This window comes from Bosea sp. RAC05 (assembly GCF_001713455.1).
Taxonomy (GTDB): domain Bacteria; phylum Pseudomonadota; class Alphaproteobacteria; order Rhizobiales; family Beijerinckiaceae; genus Allobosea.
Genome location: NZ_CP016464.1, coordinates 857,519 through 874,270, shown reverse-complemented (window position 1 = coordinate 874,270; position 16,752 = coordinate 857,519). Strand labels below are relative to the sequence as shown.

Sequence of the window (16,752 nt, the reverse complement as noted above, 5' to 3'; positions counted from 1 at the left end):
AACCGCGGCGCGCCCGACACGGTCCGAACGTGTGACCCTTGCCTGAACGGCCCTTGCTCAGTCGCAATTCCCTCGTTGCCCCGCGCCGCGCGATCGGCTATCCAGCATCCACGGATTGCGCCCGTAGCTCAGCTGGATAGAGCGTTGCCCTCCGAAGGCAAAGGTCACACGTTCGAATCGTGTCGGGCGCGCCATTTAAACATTTGAATTCATTACAGTAATTTACTGCACGCGCCTGTTTACATTGGGGGCGGCTGACTCGGATAGCCACCGAGTAGCCACGGCTAGAAATGTCGACTTGGCATTCGCATTGGTGCTGCGACCACGCCTTTGCGACTGAGCTCCTCTGGGAACGACTTCTGCATCGTTGATCGGTGCTGTCGTCTATCAATTCACCAATTAGGTAGGACTGGCGTTCGGCTTCCTTGCCAGACCCTCGGTGCATGTGGACCTGGCGAAATGGTCGAGATAGCTCGCTTTGGCGATCGCGCCGCCGGATGCCAGCGCGCGCCGCCGTTCCCCCGTCGCAACCTCGTCTACGGCCCCATCCACGATGACCACGCCGTAAACGTCCGAGGCATAGTCGGTCGTGATGAGTTCGTTGAGCAAGTCGAGAAGCACCTTCGCCGGCGCCCGCTCGAGCGGGTCGCCATAGCCACCGGCACCGGCCTGGATGTGCAGGAAGATATCGTCCTGCTTCATCGGCACGCTCGCGAACGGACAGACGGGTAGGACGACCTGGTCGGGGCCGGGATTGATGAAATTCCAGGAAGGCGTGCCCGGCTCGCCGCCGAAGAGGCCATAGGGCAAAACGGCACGCCGGTCGGAGCGCATCACGAGTTCCGCCTCCTCCTCGAGTAGGCGGTATCCGCGCATCAGCGCGACGCCACCCCGATGCCGTCCGGGGCCGCCGGAATTCTGCACGAAGGAATAGCAGGTAATCTCGACGGGCAGGCGTGATTCCACCAGTTCGATCGGCGCGTTGCCGAGATTGGCGGCCGGATTGGAGATGCCTTCCTGCCCATCGCGCACGGCGCTGCCGCCCCAGCAGCCCATCAGCCCGCCGGAGATCAGGAACGGCCGGTTGTCGCGCGTGCGGCCCGCAATGTGTGGTGCTGACGAGCCGCCCTCGTTGGCTGCGGGGATGCGGTTGGGCAGGATCTGCGAGAACGCGCCCAGCATGGCGTCATACATGCGAAAGCAGATGACGCCGCGCGCGCCGCATGCGGCCGGCTCGTTCGGGTTCACGATCGAGCCCTTGGGTGCCTTGACAGTGATGGCGCGCATATAGCCTTCGCAATTGGGGATTGCGACGCCGATGGCGCAGCGCACGGCGAGATAGGCCATGGCATGCGTGGTCGGGATCGGGCCGTTGATCGCCGCCTTGACCTGCGGAGAGGTGCCCTCCCAATCGACGGTAATGTGGTCCCCGGCGATGATCAGCGCGCATTTGAAGCGGATCGGTTCGGGGTTCTCGCCCAGCCCGTCCAAAAAATCCTCGAATTCGTAGGTGCCGTCGGGCAAGGCGCTGATCTCGGCCCGGATCAGGCGTTCGGCATAGTCGTGCAATTCGGCGGTGTAGCGACGGAACTCGTCGACACCGTAGCGTTCGATCAGTTGCCGCAGGCCCTTCTCGCCATTGCCGCAGGCAGCGATCTGCGCGCGTATATCGCCCAGCACCTCGACCGGCTGGCGGGAGTTTTTCGCAACGATCTGAGGGATGGCCTCGTTTGCTACGCCCGCATCGTGCAGCTTCAGAATCGGGATGCGCAGCCCTTCCTGATAGATTTCCGTTGCGAACACGGCCATGCCACCGGGGGCGAGGCCACCTATGTCGCATTGGTGGGCGAGCGTCGCGATGTAGCCCTCGACGCAGCTACCGACGAAGACAGGCTTCACGATGTAGAAGTCCGGCAGGTGCATGCCGCCGGCCCCATAGGGGTCGTTGAAGATGAAGATGTCCCCATCTGACATGCGGCCTGCGAACTGCGAGACCAAAGCGCGCATTGCATCCGGGAAAGAGCCGAGATGCACGGGCGTCGTCAGGCCCTGTGCAACCGTCCTGCCTTCATGGTCACAGACGGCAGTGGAGTAATCCATCGCGTCGCGCACGATGTTGGAATAGGCCGAGCGCATGATGACGAGCGCCAGTTCGTCGGCGATCGAGCCGAGCGCGTTCTGGATCACGTCGAGCGTGATAGGGTCGAAGCGTCTGCTCATGCGCGGGGCTCCAGCGTGATGACGATGTTGTTCCAGCGGTCGACCCGCGCGGTTGCTCCCGGCGGCACAAGGCAGGTCGAGTCGTATTCCTCGACCAGCAGCGGCCCGGCGCGTTCGCCCTCGCGCAGACCAGCGCGGCGCAGCACGGGCACTGCATGCAGCCCGCGCACGGCACCGAAATAGACATCCCGCGTCACGGGAGGCGCGTCCGCTGCGGCTTCCGGAGCGTCGGCCGGCTCTTCGGCAGGCTGCGGCGTGCGCACACTCGCGACAATGCGGATGCTGACAAGCCCGACCGGCTCGGATTTCGACATGTGCGAATAGGTCTTGCGGTGCTCTTCATGGAAGGCTGCATCGACCTCGGCCATGACAGGCACGCCGGTGCCGGCGACCGGAACCGTCAGTTCATAGGCCTGGCCGACATACCGCAGGTCGGCGAAGCGGCGGACCTCGATATCCTGCGGCGCGAAACCCTCTGCGCTCAGCGTATCGACCGCCTCGCGCGAGAGTTCCTCATAGGCTGCATTGAGCGCCGCCGGATCGCACTCGGCGGTGCGGGCCGGATAGGAGCGCACGAGTTCCTGCTCGTGATCGGCCATCAGCAGCCCGTAGGCGCTGAGCACGCCGGAATGGGGAGGCACGAGCACGCGCGGCATCGACAATTCGTGCGCGATCATCGCGCCGACGAGGGGGCCGTTGCCGCCGAAGGCGATGAGGGTGTAGCCGCGTGGATCGCGGCCGCGATAGGTCGAAACCGACTTGACCGCACGGACCATGTTGGCAACCGCGACGGTCACCGCCCCATAGGCCGCATCGCGCAGGTCGATACCGAGCGGCTCGGCGACCTGCGCGCGTACGGCCTCCTGCGAGATGCCGGCCTCTAGACCCAGCGCACCGCCGACGAGATATTTGCTGTTGACGTAGCCGAGCGTGAGGAAGGCATCGGTCAGGGTCGCGACCGTGCCGCCCTTGCCGTAGCAGACTGGGCCGGGCTCGGAGCCTGCGCTCTCGGGGCCGACCTTGAGTACGCCGCCCTTGTCGAACCAGATTTTGCTGCCGCCGCCCGCGCCGATTTCCGACACGTCGATGAATGGCAGCTTGATCGCGTAACCTGCGCCCCGCACGAGCTTGCTCGACAGGTTGATGCCGGCGCCGACCTCGAATTCGCTGGTCTTGGCTGGCTCGGCATGCTCGACGATCGCCGTCTTCGCGGTCGTGCCACCCATGTCGAGCGTGATGATGTTGGGCAGGTCGAGGCGCTTCGCGATGCGCGCGGCAGCTATCACGCCCGCCGCTGGACCGGATTCGACCAGATAGGCAGGCTTGTTCATGGCGGCCTTCAGGCTCATCTGGCCGCCGCCGGACGTCATCACGTGCAGCGAACGTCCAGTGCCGAGCCCAGTCAGCCGTTCCTCCAGGCGCTGGAGATAGGCCTTCATCACCGGGCCGAGATAGGCGTTAATGACGGTGGTACTCGTGCGCTCGTATTCGCGCATCTCGGGCAGGATCTCGTGGGAGCAGGTCACGAACAGCTTGTCGCCCAGCATCTCCTCAACGATAGCGCGCACACGCTTCTCATGTTCGGGATTGACATAGGAATGCAGCAGGCAGATCGCCACCGCTTCGGCGCCGGAAGCTTGGATGCGCGCGGCGGCGACGCGCACGCTGTCCTCGTCGAGCGGCCGCCAAATCTCCCCGAGCGGTCCCAGTCGCTCCGAGACCTCGAAGCGCAGGCTGCGCGGCACGAGCGGGGCAGGCTTGACGTAGCCGAGATTGTACAATTCCGGCACGCGCACGCGCCGAAACTCAAGAATGTCACGGAAGCCGGCCGTGGTGATGAGCGCGGTGCGCGCTCCCTTGCCTTCGAGCACGGCATTGGTCGCGGTGGTCGTGGCATGGACGACGACATCGACCTCATCGGCGCGGATGGCATTTTCGTTAAGCAGTTCGGACACGCCGCGCGAACTGCCCAGGCTCAGGTCGCCCGTGGTCGAGGCGACCTTGCGCACGAGGATGCGACCGTCACTGCCGGTGGCGACGATGTCAGTGAAGGTGCCGCCGACATCAATGCCGACACGAAACGCCCGTGAATGCTGCGGATCCATTGGTGAAGTCCGATCGAGCTGGCGTCAGGGTGACGCGAGCAACCGCGCGACTTTCATGGCAAGTGGGCGGGCGGGTCTAATCCTGATTTTGGATTCCGCCGATCAATTTCTTTGATCCCCATGTCCGCTCGTCAAGATAGTCGCGCGCTACCTGGATCGACATCTCGACGACCTGGCGGGCGAGCCAGACATCCGTGTCGCGCGATACGTTAACGTAGAAATCGAGCGGCGGAAGTTCGATGCCGACATCGAGGACAGTCATTCGCCCGTCCTGCAATTCGCTGGTGATGACCCCCTCGGGCAGCACGCAAGTTCCGATACCGTCCAGCCCCATCCGCACGATGCCAGCAATGGCAGAACTTGCGAACATGCGCGCTGTCGCGAACCCGTTCCGGTCGAGGAACTCGCGCACGGTCGCATAGGGAGCCGAACCGCGCCGGAAGGTGATGACCGGATAGGCCGTGAGCGAGGCAAGGTCAGCGCCGTTGCGTGCAATCGGCAGCGACGTGCTTGCCATCCACGCCATCGGGAAAGCGCATAGTAGTTCCGAGCGGATCTTCGGATCGTTGAAGGGCCCGTTCGTGATCGCGATGTCGAGGCGGCCGGCGGAGAGACTTTCCCGAAGGTTCGTCGTGGAATCCACTTCGACATCGAGCGTAAGAGTGGGGTAGTTGCGCGAAAGCGTGTCTACGAGAATCGCCAGCCAAGTATGAACGATGCTTTCCGGGACGCCGATCTTGAGCGCGACCTTGTAGGAAGTGTTGCCGCCCACGGCGCGCAACATGTCGTCCTTCAGAGTGAGGATGCGTTCGGCATAGCGCAACAATTCCTGCCCGGACGGGGTGAGCACGCCGCGACGCGGGCGCGTCTCGAACAATTGCAGGCGCAGGTCCTGCTCCAGCAGCGAGATCCGCGCCGAGATGGCGGGCTGGGTCATGTTGAGCTTCGCGGCCGCGCGGCGGAAGCCGCCCAGCCGCGCCACCCAGACGAAGGTCTCGAGGTTCCGCAAGTCGATCATGCGCAGCATCCTGTCGCACGTCGTCCTACCTGTGAAGCAGCCGATAAATAAATCTGATTGCGGCTATACAAACAGGGGATTGGACAAGCCGCGTCCGCAGCAAGCACTTTAATCCGGTAACGTGGGTTTCGGCGGATTCCAAACCGGCCACGCGCTAATACGGGCCTTTCCGAAAGAAGCGAGAAAAAACGGTGGAATCCCCGGAACCTATCCCTGCGACAGCGCCGAGGGGCGCTGGCGATCATCCCGTGGAGGGACTGAGATGAGCCTGCGCCTGTTTCTCAAAGTTGGCCTGCGCCTCGCAACCGGCATCGTCCTTCTGCCGATCGCCCTGGCAACTGCGGATGCCCAGGTCCAGAGCAAGTACGACCGTGTCCTGCAGAACAAGAAGATCATCGCTGGCGCACAGGAGGGCACGCCTCCATTTGGCTATGTCGACGAGAAGGGTGAGGTCGCCGGCTGGGCTGTCGATCTCAGCAGGGCTCTACACGCCCTGATCGAGAAGAAGATGGACACCAAGCTGGAACTGGAGTTCCGGAAGGTCACGCCGCAGACCCGCATCCCGCTCATCGTCAACGGATCGCTCGACTGGGTGCTGGGCTCGACTGGCAAGACCGTCGAGCGCGAGCAGGTTGTCGACTTCTCGCTTATCAATAACGCGGTGTGCGTGAAGACACTGCATCGCAAGTCCATGCCGGTGAACGCCGTCTCCGACCTCGCCGGCAAGCGCATCGGCGTCACCAATGGCAGCGTCGAGCAGAAGCTGCTCACGGAAATGGGCCAGACCGGCAAGATCAAACCGCCAGTGCAGCTCGTGACGTTCCCGACACATGCGGTCGGCTTCCTCGCGCTGGAACAGGGTCGGACCGACGCGCATGTTACGCTCGACGTCGCACTCAAGTCGCTGGCGTTGCGCGCACAGAACCCGGACGAATGGGCGGTTTCCGGCCCCGACCTGATGTGCACGCCCAATGGTATCATCCTTCCGCAGAACGATTCCAAGTGGAAGCGCACCGTGGACCATGCGCTTTGCTACTTCATCCATACGGGTGGGTACGACAAGCTATGGGATGAGTGGTTCGGCGAGAACAAGCCGAAGGCGGGCTTCGCGCTGCCAATCTCCGAGCAGACCAAGACCGTGCTCTACGGCCAGTGCCCGTTCGGCATCGAGGACTGGCTGAAAAACAAGTAATGCGCGCGTCCGCCGTTCCCGGAGTTCTGCCGATGTCCAACCGTAGCTTCGCGCCACGCCTAGAGCGGATGCGGTTCTCATCTTCCTTGGCATCGATGCGGCGCATCCGGGAGTTGCGCGCGAGCGGCGTCAGCGTGATCGACTTCGGCTCGAAGTTCGATACGCCGGCCCATATCAAGGAAGCGGCGGTCCGCTACCTCGAGCAACCGCAGGCGTCGATGTATGCTGACCCGCGCGGCATTCCCGAATTCCGGGCCGCGATCGCGCGCAAGATGGCGCGCGCAAACGACATGGTCATCGACCCAGACACCGAAATCTCGGTCAGTCCGGGCGGCAAGGCCGGCATCGTGGCGACGCTGCTCGCCATCGTCGATGTGGGCGACGAGGTACTGCTGGAAGATCCGGGCTGGCTCAGTTTCGACCCGATGATCCGCCTGACCGGCGCGACGCCGGTTCCGTTCCCGATCCGGCCCCAGAACGATTTCCAGCTCGATCCAGCGGATCTCGTCGCGCGCATAACCCCCAGGACGCGAGCAATCGTGCTGTGCTCGCCACACAACCCGACCGGCGCAATCCTTTCGATCGCGACAATGCTCGAGATCGCCCGCATCGCCATAGAGCACGACCTTTGGGTGGTGATGGACGAGGCCTACGAGCACTTCCTGTTCGATGACAACCGTCATGTCAGCATCGCCACGATCGAGGGCATGCGCGAGCGCACGATCTCAATTCAGACGGCGAGCAAAACCTACAACATGTTCGGCTGGCGCGTGGGCTGGGTGATCGCCGCTCCCGACGTGAGCGAGCGCATCCGGATGGTGCTTTCGCACATGTTCACCTGCGTGACGTCCTTCGTGCAGGCCGGTGCGGCGGCCGCGCTCGACGGACCCTATGCGCAGGGCACGCTCTCCATCGAGGAAGTGTCCAGGAACTACGAGACACAACGCAACACGCTCGTTGCGGGCCTGCGTGCGGTCCCGGGCATCCGCTGCACGATGCCAGCCGGCGCCTATTTCGCGTTCCCCGACATCAGCAGCTTCGGTCTGTCGTCGGACGAGTTCGCCAGCCGGTTACTCGCCAATGCCCGGGTCAGCGGCCTTTCGGGGGCAGTGTTCGGCGGTATGGGAGAGGGGCATATCCGGTTCGTGTTCAACGCGCCGCTGCCCGAGATCGAGGAAGGTTTGACCAGGCTCCAGCGCTACCTGACGTCGATCTGAGCCCGGGGAGCGAGGGCGCATGCGCTATGAATTCGACTGGGGATTGCTCTGGCGCGAGCCCTATTTCGGCTGGATCGTCGAAGGCATCCTAACGACGTTCCACCTGGCCCTGCTGGCTTGGGTGCTGGCGCTGTTCCTCGGCATCCTGATCGGCGTGCTACGCGTGACGAATTCGCGCCTGCTGCGCGCCATCGGCGCGACCTATGTCGAAATCTTCCGCAATATCCCGCTGATCGTGCAGCTTTTTCTGTGGCTGTATGTCGTGCCGCAGATGCTGCCAAGGGATTTCAGCTTCTGGTGGAACCGGCTCGACCACGTGCCGTACTGGACGGCGATGATTGGCATTGCCTTTTATACGTCTGCGCGGCTGGCCGAGCAGATTCGCTCCGCCGTGCGCGCCATTCCGCCCGGGCAGTTCAAGGCTGGGCTCTCGACCGGTCTTACGCAGGTGCAGGTCTACCGCTACGTGATCGTGCCCTATGCGCTGCGCATAATCATCCCGGCGCTGACCTCGGAATTCCTGACTGTATTCAAGAACACGGCGCTCGCGCTGACGATCGGCGTCATCGAGATCACGGCCACGACACGCCGGATCGAGGCATGGTCGTTCCGCGGCATCGAGGCCTATACGGTCGCTTCGCTGACCTACATCGCCACGGCGATCATGGTCGTCCTGTTCATGTCCTGGCTCGAACGGCGCTATCAGATTCCCGGTCTGATCAAGCGCGATGAATCGAGGCTCTGATGGATTGGCAGGTTGTCATCGCGAACTTTCCCCTGTTGATGAGCGGATTGGCCAAGAGCGTCCAGCTCACGTTGGTCTCGATAGTGTTCAGCCTGCCGCTCGGATGCCTGATTGCGATCGGCCGCCTAAGCCACCGTCGCTGGCTCCGCGGCGCCTGCACGGCGTTCGTTAACGTGCTGCGCAGCAATCCGCTCATCCTCATCCTGTTCTGGTTCTATTTCCTGGTGCCGCTAATCACCGGGCGCAACGTCAACGATCTCACCTCAATCATCGTCGCCTTTATCGTCTTCTTCGCGGCCTACTTCACCGAGATCGTGCGCTCGGGCATCCAGTCCGTCGGCGCCAAGCAGATCCAGGCAGGGCTCTCTTCCGGCCTGACCTATGCGCAGACCATGCGCCACATCATACTGCCGCAGGCGATCCGCGCTATGCTGCCGGCGCTCATCACGCAATGCATCGTCGTGTTCCAGGGAACGACGGTGGTCTACATCATCGGCTACAGCGAATTGCTGCATACGGCAGTGTCGATCGCGGAGCGGACCGTGCGGCCCGTCGAGCTGTATGTGACGGTCGCGGCAATCTATTTCGTCGTCTGCTATGGCTTCTCGCGTGTCGCTCGGTATTTTGAGAAAGAGGCCGTTTGATGGATCAGCCGATCATCAAGGTCGAGAATGCGGGGCTGCGCTTCGACAGCTTCGTCGCGCTGGATGACGTTTCGCTATCGGTCAACGCCGGCCAGTGCATCGTGATCTGCGGGCCGAGCGGCTCCGGCAAGAGCACTCTGCTGCGCTGCATTAACGGCCTCGAACGCTTCCAGAATGGCGATGTATGGGTGGACGGCGTGTCCGTGCGCGGTTGCAAGGACCTGCCGAAGCTGCGTCGAGCTGTCGGAATGGTTTTCCAGCATTTCGAGCTTTATCCGCACATGACGGTCTTGGACAACATCACGCTGGCGCCGATAAAGGCGAAGGGGCTTTCGCGCAAGCAGGCGGAAGAACTAGCATTCCATTATCTGGGGCGCGTCGGAATAGTCGATCAGGCCGAAAAATTCCCTGGCCGATTGTCCGGCGGGCAGCAGCAGCGCGCGGCGATTGCGCGCGCGCTGGCACTTGAGCCCAAGGCCATGCTGTTCGACGAGCCGACCTCGGCACTCGACCCCGAAATGATCGCGGAAGTATTGTATGTCATGCGCGATCTGGCGCAGGGCGGCATGACTATGCTCGTTGTCACGCACGAGATGGGATTTGCACGCGAAGTTGCCGATGAGGTGATCTTCATGGACCGGGGCCGCATCGTCGAGCACGCGCCCGTCGAGGAATTCTTCAGCACGCCGCGCGCGGAGCGGACGCGAGAGTTCCTGAACAAAATCTTGCTGAAGCTGTAGCTTCTTTTATCTACAATATTGGACGTCGACGGGCCGCCTAAGCGCATGAAAGCCAGTAAATCTAGATGGCACCGCTAATGACGCTAGTCGTGCATCAGGCTGGGTAGCTACCAAATCGCTACCGCGCGGATTCTGACCGATTGATAAGGTCCACTGATGCCGGCCAATTCGTCGCGTTAAACGGCAGACGGTTGCCCTCCAAGTCCCAAAATGATCTCGCGTTGGCGAGTGCGAGCGACGTGACCATACGAGGTGAAGGTCGTCAGCACGTTCTCATGGCCGAGGTTCTGCGACCACGCTTTGAACTGCTCCGGCGTTTGGCAGCGCTCTTGCCCGAGACGGACAAGTGTCTTCCGCAAGCTGTGCGGGTTGAAATAGGGCAGCCCGCAGCGCTCGAACTCTCGCTTGAAGATGGCGCGAATGGGCGTGGCAGTGGCCCAACACTCGCGCATCAGACCGCCGGCGGCGAAGCGCCGATTGTCGCTGACGGTTATGTGAGTTTTCGGAAAGAGCGGGTCGTCGAGGCCCCATAACCACTGCTCTTGGAGATGCGCCACCCAGTCTTCCAAAATACCGGCGAAGGGCTCGCCGACTGGAAAGAACCACGTCTCGATGGTCTTGCTGGCCTTCGTCCGAACGTCGCGCGCGTCCTGGACGACTACGCTCTTGGCGAGATCGAGATGCTTCATCCTCACAGACGCGATGGCGTTGTCGCGCGCGCCTGTAAGCATTGCAAAAGCCATGACAGCGCGATCCCGCATCTCGACCTCAGTCGCGTGCGGCATCGTCTCGACCACGCGCCGCACTTGGTCGATCGTCGGTCCCTCGACGTCCCGCACGGTACGCGCGATCGCGGTTTGCCTGCGGCCCAGATTGAAATAGTCGGCATCGGACCGCTTGATCCGGCTGCGGTAGCCGTCCTCATCCGCCAGCCATACGAAGAACTTCCGCAGTCCCGACAGAATGTGGAGTTGTGTCGTCTCGGCAATGCGCCCCCGTGTGCGCTCATTCCGGCAGAGGGCCAGATGCTCTTTGAAAGCGGACGCATGCCGATTGCGGAAGGCAGCGAAATCTCTCGATCTGTAGAAGGCTTCAAACCGCGCGATCGACGCCAGTTCAGCATCGATGGAGCTATCGCTTTGGCCGCGCGCGTCCCTGAGATAACGGGCATACTCGCGCTTGATGCGCTCATTTTTGCCGTTGATCTTCATCGTGTTTGGATCTTCCTGTCGAAGTCACAGTTCACGAGGGGTCATCGACCTTCCCCTAGGCGTGGCTATGCATGGGTAAACTGGACATCGAGGCCGGCGGTAATCGTGGGCAGTTGGGCGCGCGAGACGTAGCGGACGATCAAGCGGGAACAGTCCGGGCATAGGCCCTCCAGCTTGCCACCCGTCGCCGTTTCAGGCCGATAGTCTACCATCCCGCCGGCCGGCGTTTTCGGCTCGCGACAGGGAAGGCAGTAGATACGACCGGGCCCAGTGGGCTTCTTTGCGCTCTCGCGTCGGCCCGTGAGAAAGGCGCGAACGGTCGAGCCATGGAACAGGGCGGGCCGCCTGTCGTCGACCGTCTCTAATCCTTCGCGTCGCCATTTCCGGATGGTGTTGGCGTGGACATCGAACTGTCCCACCAGCTCGGCGATCGTGTAGGTGCGGTGAAGTTTGATGCGCCTGTAATCTGGATGCCGCCTGCCCATCTGTCAGGTCCCTGCGCGGGACGATCCGTCCGACGTGGAACGCTGGGGGGCCCCAATCCGCGAGCGGGCCCACGCGTCAAGATCGGCCGGAGCATAGATCGGCGTTCTGCCAGCTTTCCGATAGACCGGCCCGCCTCCGGTCACGGCCAGCTTCGCCAGCCATTGCCGGGAGCAAGGAAAGCCGAACCTCGCCTGGACATACTGCGCGGCATCGCCCCGGCGAAGGAATCGAGCGGGGTCGGCTTGTGTGGTATCGTTGTGAAGCATTGTCCTGTCCTGTCGATTGCCAGCGATTGCCGGAGTTGCGAGGACAGATCTGCTTGAAGGGCGACGCCCGAAAAAGTCGCCCGATATTCTCCCGATATTTTATTTTCCGGATGCCGCGTGCGCGCGGAATGCCGACAGCAGTCGGTTCTGGATCGTTTTGGGCGTCAGGGGCGGGGCGGTAGGATGGGCAGACCTCAGCCAAGCGGCCAGGTAGACAGACTCTTTCGCCATCGAGACCTCGACGGTCGCTAGAGCGCATCGGCGACGGAACTCAGCTTCAACAAGATGCATTGATGATGGCCTGCCGGGTCCTCCCGACCGATAGGTCAATGGATACGGATCAGGTAGATCGCCGCCAGCCTGCGCAAACGGCCACAGCTTCGCGACATCAGCCCGCAGGAGGACCAACCGCGCCCATTTTGGTCCCCGATGCTTGAGGAGGCTATCGTCGAGGCCTTCAAGCCAATCCTTCTCGCAGGTGTAGGCGTAGGATTGCAGATACATTTCATCACTGAGGACCAAAGCGATTGGCGTGTCGGCGAAAGGATAGGACACCTTCACACCGGCGAACTGATATCCTGGTACCGGCTCCCGCATTCCATCGCGAAACCCGATGACCTTCATTTCGTCGGACGAGATGCGCGCGAGCAATTCGCCATAAGCCGCTCTCCAACGATCAAGATCGGTCGGATCGAAATCGATTGTGCCGCCTTCCGTCGCAATCCATTGCGCGGCGCAATAGAGCGGCATAACGCCGAGACCGTCCGGCCGCATGAGATCCGGGAGCTTCGCCTGTCGCGTGGCAAGGGGCCGAACACCCCAGTGGCCTCGGACGCCACCCATCGGCACCGTGATATCCGTGTAGCGGACTGGTCCAATGCCGATTGGAGCGCGTTGGCGCATCACGTCGCGATGTTCATCTTCTCCGAAGACGAGATCCTGAAGCCGCAGGGCGTCGATTATCTCACGCTTGCCGCTCTCCCGCTCGATTCCTGAGGCTTCGAAACAGGAGCCGCGCAACGCCTGCCAAAGGGCGTCGATCGCATTCGAGACAGGCATCAAGTAATCGGGATCAAGATCCCTCACCTCTTCGAGCTTCTCAGCCATTTTCAAGCGCCGAAGGTTGGCGGGAGCGAAATGAAACAGGTCGAAGCCTGAGCGACCCGGCGCCTTAAGCTGGTCGCTGTAAAGCCAGTGCACGCATTCCAGCCGGTACTTGTCCCAATTTTCCCGAACTGTCTCCGCCGTCCGGTAGGCTACCCAGGCGACAGCCATCGGCAGCGTCCAGAATTGCTCCTGCATGGGATCAAAATCATTCGGATCGGGCCGGTACTCGATGGCACGCAGTCCAAGGCGCGCAGCTTCAGCTTCGGCTTCCGCAGGCGACAGCGTTCCCGCGATCACGCATGCGATCAAATCATCCCGCTTGGCGGGGCCGCTCGGCATCGTTCGCCCCTATGCGTGACGCATTGATGAGCGTGCTCGCTTCCATGAATATGCCGCGGTCCAAAAACGCTGCAGCACGAGAAAGCTTGGCGCTCTCACTGTTTAGCTTTCGAAGCCGGTTGATTCAGCTTTGAATTTCAGCTGTCGGGCATTGTCGCGAACAATGCTCACCTCGCCCTCGGCAAACCCGTCGTTGGCTTCTGCCTCGATCTCAAGTGTGAGCTTCACTTTCGCCCCTTGGGTGCGCTGCAGCTCCATGACGACGGCATTGAGGATCGCGTCGAACGATTTCACAGGGCGCACCATATCGAGCTCCACCGAACCGTAGAAACGTCGTGGTTTCGCCGGCGGCGTCGGTCCGGGTTGGTCTGGTGGATGCTGATCCGATTGCGGCTGCTGGCCGGGAGGTGCCTCCGTTTCCGGCCGCGGCGCTGGGGCGCGATCCTGTTTGATCTGCTCTTGCGCTTCAGCTTCTCGAACGATCATGGCGGTCGGCGACGCGAATTCGGGCGGGCTCTTCGCCCAAAGCAGTTTTGAATACCTACCCGCGGCCTCATCGAAGCCGTCTGCATAACCAAACTGCGGATCAAGCTTGCCAACCGCGTCGCGGATGGAGCCTTCCAGGACCACTTTGTCGCGGACCTTCGGCAGATACACATAAGCCGCGAACCAGTCTGCGATCTCGGCGATCGTCAGATGCGGCCGATCATCCGGCCAGATCGGCCTGAGCGAATGCCACAGCCGCTCGGTGCCCAGCTTCTCAAGGACGATGCCATCCGCCTTCGCCTTGTCGTAAACGACGACCGGGATCGCCGCACGATCTCGGGACGAGATCAGGCTATGTTCGAGGTCAAACGGCTTACCCGCAGTTTCGCTCTTCACCGGATAAAGGATGTGGCTCCAGGCTGTGCGGATTGCCTTCGACGCCGACTCTCGATTCGTTTTTGCCTTATCTTTTGCGTCCGCCGCCTGGGCCTGTGTCATCTGCTGTTGAAGCCGACTGTCCTTGTCGATTAACGACCACGCCATGGCCTTGCGCATCACCTCGCGGGCGGTGGCGAGATTTGCTTCATCCGGCGCCACGAACACGAGCGTATTGCGCAGCCGGCGTTGCGAGGCCCGGCAGCGCATCAGCGCTTCGGATACGGCATCGGTCGCGGGCGACTTTGCCGTGCCTTTTCCAGCATGCGCCAGCGCGGGGCTCAGGATCACGAGGGACAGCGATTGCGCCTCATCGATGGTGACCGGATCGTCCGGCGCGGCGAAGACGCGATAGAAGCCGCCCTTGCTGCCCGCGTCCTCGCGAAGCACGTCCGCGATTGCCGCATCGACCTCGTGATCGGGCAGTGCCTTGGCGCGGTCGTCAGCGAGCCGGTTCAGCGTCGGCTGGGTAGAGAACCAATAGCGCCCGGCCTCTTCATAGAGATAAGTGGCCTTTTCGGTGAGCTCACGCAGTGCTTCACCGAAGATCGCCAATTGATCGCCGGGTTCGGCGCAGGCCAGGCGCAGGCCCTGGCCGGTGAGCCCAGCATTCGGTTGTCCCACCAGCGGCGCCGAGCAGATGAAGACGGCCCGTGCAGCACGGGTCGCGGCCCGCAATTGCGAGATTCGTCGCGAGGGGTTCGCTTCCATCCGGTTCGGCAGCGATCCTTCGCCATCAACTTCCTTATCGACCACAGATCCGAATGCCGGGTCGAGAGGATAGAGGACGCTCACCCGCACGCGCTCATGAGCGACAGGCACACGCGCAGGCGTGATCAAAGGATCGCGGATCTGGCCGTGCCACAGCACGCCGACAACGTTCGCCATGAAGCGCAACACGCCGCGCGTCCGCTGGAATTTCTCGAGGCTCGCCCAATCCTTCGAGAGCCGATCGAACAGTTCGGGATGAATCGGATAGGACAGGCGCAGCAGTTCGAGGTAGCGCGCTTCCTTTACTTCGGGCGGGAATTCGGCAGAATTCTTTTTGTAGAGATCGTGGAAAGCTTTGACGGTTTCGTCGCGCGCCTTCTCGCCTTCGGCATCGAGCGGCTGAAACAGGCGCCGTCGGATGATCTCGTAGGTTTCATCACCGGAGGCGGGTAGCCAGGCTGATTGTATGCGGCCGAAGATTTTCTCAAGCCGCAGCAGCGCTGCTTCGCCGCGCGGGCCTCCGGCCTCTGCGTGACTTTCCGGCAGCGAGCCGACGATCAGAATGCCCGGCACCATCTTTGCCGCTTCGGTGAGCGACTGGATGAACGACAGGAAAGCCTCGAAGCGGTCGTCGTCGAGCTGGCGGGCGAACATCGTCAGTTCGTCGAGCAGGATCACGCTCGGCCCGGCGAGCTTGAACACTTCAACCATCAGTTCGGAGCCGGGGCTTGTGCGCGCGGCCTCCGCCTCCGCAACGAGTTTCAATCCGGCATCGCCCGCAACCCGCCAGGCGATATAGCCCCAAAGCGTGTTGACGCGCGGCCCATCCTTCAGGTTCAGCGAAACGTCCGCGCCTTTCGACGAACCGACGAATACGGCCATCTTCGGCTTCGGCAGAGACGACACCCCCGCCCGATCGAGGATTTCGCCGAGGCCCGGCAAGCCGCGCGGATCGCCGCCATCGCGCAGATGCTTCACCAGATGGAAGATTGCGAGCATCGTGTGCGTCTTGCCGCCACCGAAGGCGGTTTGCAGGCCGATCACGGGATCGCCGCCACCGCCGCCGAGGCGTTGGGCGGCGGTCGTCAGAACGCGCTTCAAGCCTTCGGTGAGGAAGGTGATGCTGTAGAATGAGTTGGGCGTCGCGTAGCCTTCGCCGGCGTAACCAGCATCGACCGCGAATAGATCGGCCGCGAACTCCGATTCCTTGAACCGGTTGGCGATGACGTCGGGATGGGGCAGCGCAACCTCGATCCAAGGCTTTAACGCCTTGCCCTGCGCTTCATTCCCACTCAGATCCAGCTGCGCCGATGGTTTCGGCTCTTCAACAAGCTTCGGCTCGCTGGGGGTAGCGGGATCGATCTTGCCAGCCTCAATGCCGGTCGAGCGCTGTGCCGCGTAGACCGCCTTGATCTGATCGATGGTCTCGGAGGGCGCCTTGAGCAGTATCGCGGTTTCCGCGATCGCCCAGAGAAAAGTCAGCGCCTCTGGATCGCTCAGCGGCAGGTTCAGGTGCGATGTTGCATTGCGTGCCTCGAAGACGGTCGAGACGAGACGGCGCGCCTTGTGAACGGTCTTGCGATCAAAACGGGCGCCAAAAACCTCGTTCCAGTTGTCCAAGATGGTCTTGCAGAGGCCGTAGACGTCGAGCGCATCGTTGGGGCCTTGGCCGGCGGATCGGCTGGCATAGTGCAGCCAGCGCAGGCCATGCTTGGCCTTCATATTGGCCTCGACAAAACCGTCGAGGACCGGTCTGAAGACAAAGTCCAGCGTGTCGCGCACCCGCTTGGTGCCTTCGATCTCGTGCGACATGCGTCCCTCGACCTCCGC

General features: G+C 62.3%; 12 protein-coding genes and 1 tRNA gene. 6 read left to right on the top strand and 7 right to left on the bottom strand.

Annotated features, from left to right (window positions below; genetic code table 11):
* The first annotated feature begins 117 nt into the window (after window positions 1-117).
* Window positions 118-194, top strand: a tRNA-Arg gene (locus BSY19_RS07570).
* 205 nt (window positions 195-399) lie between these two features.
* Here the strand turns inward: BSY19_RS07570 and BSY19_RS07565 are convergent.
* The 3 genes from BSY19_RS07565 to BSY19_RS07555 form a co-directional block, all read right to left on the bottom strand.
* On the bottom strand, window positions 400-2,220 hold the full coding sequence (locus BSY19_RS07565) for a hydantoinase B/oxoprolinase family protein (protein WP_069053618.1): 1,821 nt from the start codon (window positions 2,218-2,220) through the stop codon (window positions 400-402).
* A complete protein-coding gene (locus tag BSY19_RS07560; protein WP_069053617.1) occupies window positions 2,217-4,325 on the bottom strand; it encodes a hydantoinase/oxoprolinase family protein in 2,109 nt (702 codons plus the stop codon). The genes BSY19_RS07565 and BSY19_RS07560 overlap by 4 nt, the downstream gene beginning before the upstream one ends.
* 76 nt (window positions 4,326-4,401) lie before the next feature.
* Window positions 4,402-5,343 carry a LysR family transcriptional regulator gene (locus BSY19_RS07555; protein ID WP_069056929.1) on the bottom strand — a complete coding sequence of 314 codons (942 nt, stop codon included), beginning with the start codon at window positions 5,341-5,343 and terminating at the stop codon, window positions 4,402-4,404.
* 262 nt (window positions 5,344-5,605) lie between these two features.
* Between BSY19_RS07555 and BSY19_RS07550 the strand changes: the two genes are divergently transcribed.
* Genes BSY19_RS07550 through BSY19_RS07530 form a run of 5 tightly spaced genes read left to right on the top strand, consistent with a single transcriptional unit; the run spans window position 5,606 to window position 9,881 of the window.
* Window positions 5,606-6,535, top strand: a complete 930-nt coding sequence (locus tag BSY19_RS07550) for a transporter substrate-binding domain-containing protein (RefSeq protein WP_069053616.1) — start codon at window positions 5,606-5,608, stop codon at window positions 6,533-6,535.
* Between the two features lie 32 nt (window positions 6,536-6,567).
* Entirely contained in the window at window positions 6,568-7,752 is a 1,185-nt protein-coding gene (locus tag BSY19_RS07545; RefSeq protein ID WP_171905100.1) for a pyridoxal phosphate-dependent aminotransferase, read from the top strand.
* A 19-nt stretch (window positions 7,753-7,771) separates the two neighbouring features.
* Window positions 7,772-8,497, top strand: coding sequence for an amino acid ABC transporter permease (locus BSY19_RS07540; protein WP_069053614.1), 726 nt, complete (start codon window positions 7,772-7,774; stop codon window positions 8,495-8,497).
* Window positions 8,497-9,141 (top strand): amino acid ABC transporter permease, encoded by a 645-nt coding sequence (locus BSY19_RS07535; RefSeq protein ID WP_069053613.1) that lies wholly within the window; start codon window positions 8,497-8,499, stop codon window positions 9,139-9,141. The genes BSY19_RS07540 and BSY19_RS07535 overlap by 1 nt, the downstream gene beginning before the upstream one ends.
* The gene (locus BSY19_RS07530; protein WP_069053612.1) at window positions 9,141-9,881 is read left to right on the top strand and encodes an amino acid ABC transporter ATP-binding protein; all 741 of its coding nucleotides are present in this window, start codon (window positions 9,141-9,143) and stop codon (window positions 9,879-9,881) included. Before BSY19_RS07535 ends, BSY19_RS07530 begins: the two co-directional genes overlap by 1 nt.
* A gap of 176 nt (window positions 9,882-10,057) precedes the next feature.
* On the opposite strand, the gene BSY19_RS07525 is transcribed toward BSY19_RS07530, so the two are convergent.
* The 4 genes from BSY19_RS07525 to BSY19_RS07510 form a co-directional block, all read right to left on the bottom strand.
* Complete coding sequence (locus tag BSY19_RS07525; protein WP_150129529.1) at window positions 10,058-11,092, bottom strand: tyrosine-type recombinase/integrase; 1,035 nt, start codon at window positions 11,090-11,092, stop codon at window positions 10,058-10,060.
* A 65-nt stretch (window positions 11,093-11,157) separates the two neighbouring features.
* On the bottom strand, window positions 11,158-11,577 hold the full coding sequence (locus BSY19_RS07520) for a hypothetical protein (protein WP_069053611.1): 420 nt from the start codon (window positions 11,575-11,577) through the stop codon (window positions 11,158-11,160).
* Window positions 11,578-11,943: 366 nt separating this feature from the next.
* Window positions 11,944-13,290: a hypothetical protein gene (locus tag BSY19_RS07515; protein WP_150129528.1), complete on the bottom strand. Its 1,347-nt coding sequence runs from the start codon at window positions 13,288-13,290 to the stop codon at window positions 11,944-11,946.
* Between the two features lie 102 nt (window positions 13,291-13,392).
* Entirely contained in the window at window positions 13,393-16,734 is a 3,342-nt protein-coding gene (locus BSY19_RS07510; protein ID WP_069053609.1) for a DUF499 domain-containing protein, read from the bottom strand.
* Window positions 16,735-16,752 lie beyond the last annotated feature (18 nt).

Coding starts and splice junctions, on each gene's coding strand:
- BSY19_RS07535 (WP_069053613.1), top strand. CDS start 8,497: ATGGATTGGCAGGTTGTCATCGCGAACTTTCCCCTGTTGATGAGCGGA.
- BSY19_RS07515 (WP_150129528.1), bottom strand. CDS start 13,290: ATGCCGAGCGGCCCCGCCAAGCGGGATGATTTGATCGCATGCGTGATC.
- BSY19_RS07560 (WP_069053617.1), bottom strand. CDS start 4,325: ATGGATCCGCAGCATTCACGGGCGTTTCGTGTCGGCATTGATGTCGGC.
- BSY19_RS07525 (WP_150129529.1), bottom strand. CDS start 11,092: ATGAAGATCAACGGCAAAAATGAGCGCATCAAGCGCGAGTATGCCCGT.
- BSY19_RS07565 (WP_069053618.1), bottom strand. CDS start 2,220: ATGAGCAGACGCTTCGACCCTATCACGCTCGACGTGATCCAGAACGCG.
- BSY19_RS07520 (WP_069053611.1), bottom strand. CDS start 11,577: ATGGGCAGGCGGCATCCAGATTACAGGCGCATCAAACTTCACCGCACC.
- BSY19_RS07555 (WP_069056929.1), bottom strand. CDS start 5,343: ATGATCGACTTGCGGAACCTCGAGACCTTCGTCTGGGTGGCGCGGCTG.
- BSY19_RS07550 (WP_069053616.1), top strand. CDS start 5,606: ATGAGCCTGCGCCTGTTTCTCAAAGTTGGCCTGCGCCTCGCAACCGGC.
- BSY19_RS07510 (WP_069053609.1), bottom strand. CDS start 16,734: ATGTCGCACGAGATCGAAGGCACCAAGCGGGTGCGCGACACGCTGGAC.
- BSY19_RS07540 (WP_069053614.1), top strand. CDS start 7,772: ATGCGCTATGAATTCGACTGGGGATTGCTCTGGCGCGAGCCCTATTTC.
- BSY19_RS07545 (WP_171905100.1), top strand. CDS start 6,568: ATGTCCAACCGTAGCTTCGCGCCACGCCTAGAGCGGATGCGGTTCTCA.
- BSY19_RS07530 (WP_069053612.1), top strand. CDS start 9,141: ATGGATCAGCCGATCATCAAGGTCGAGAATGCGGGGCTGCGCTTCGAC.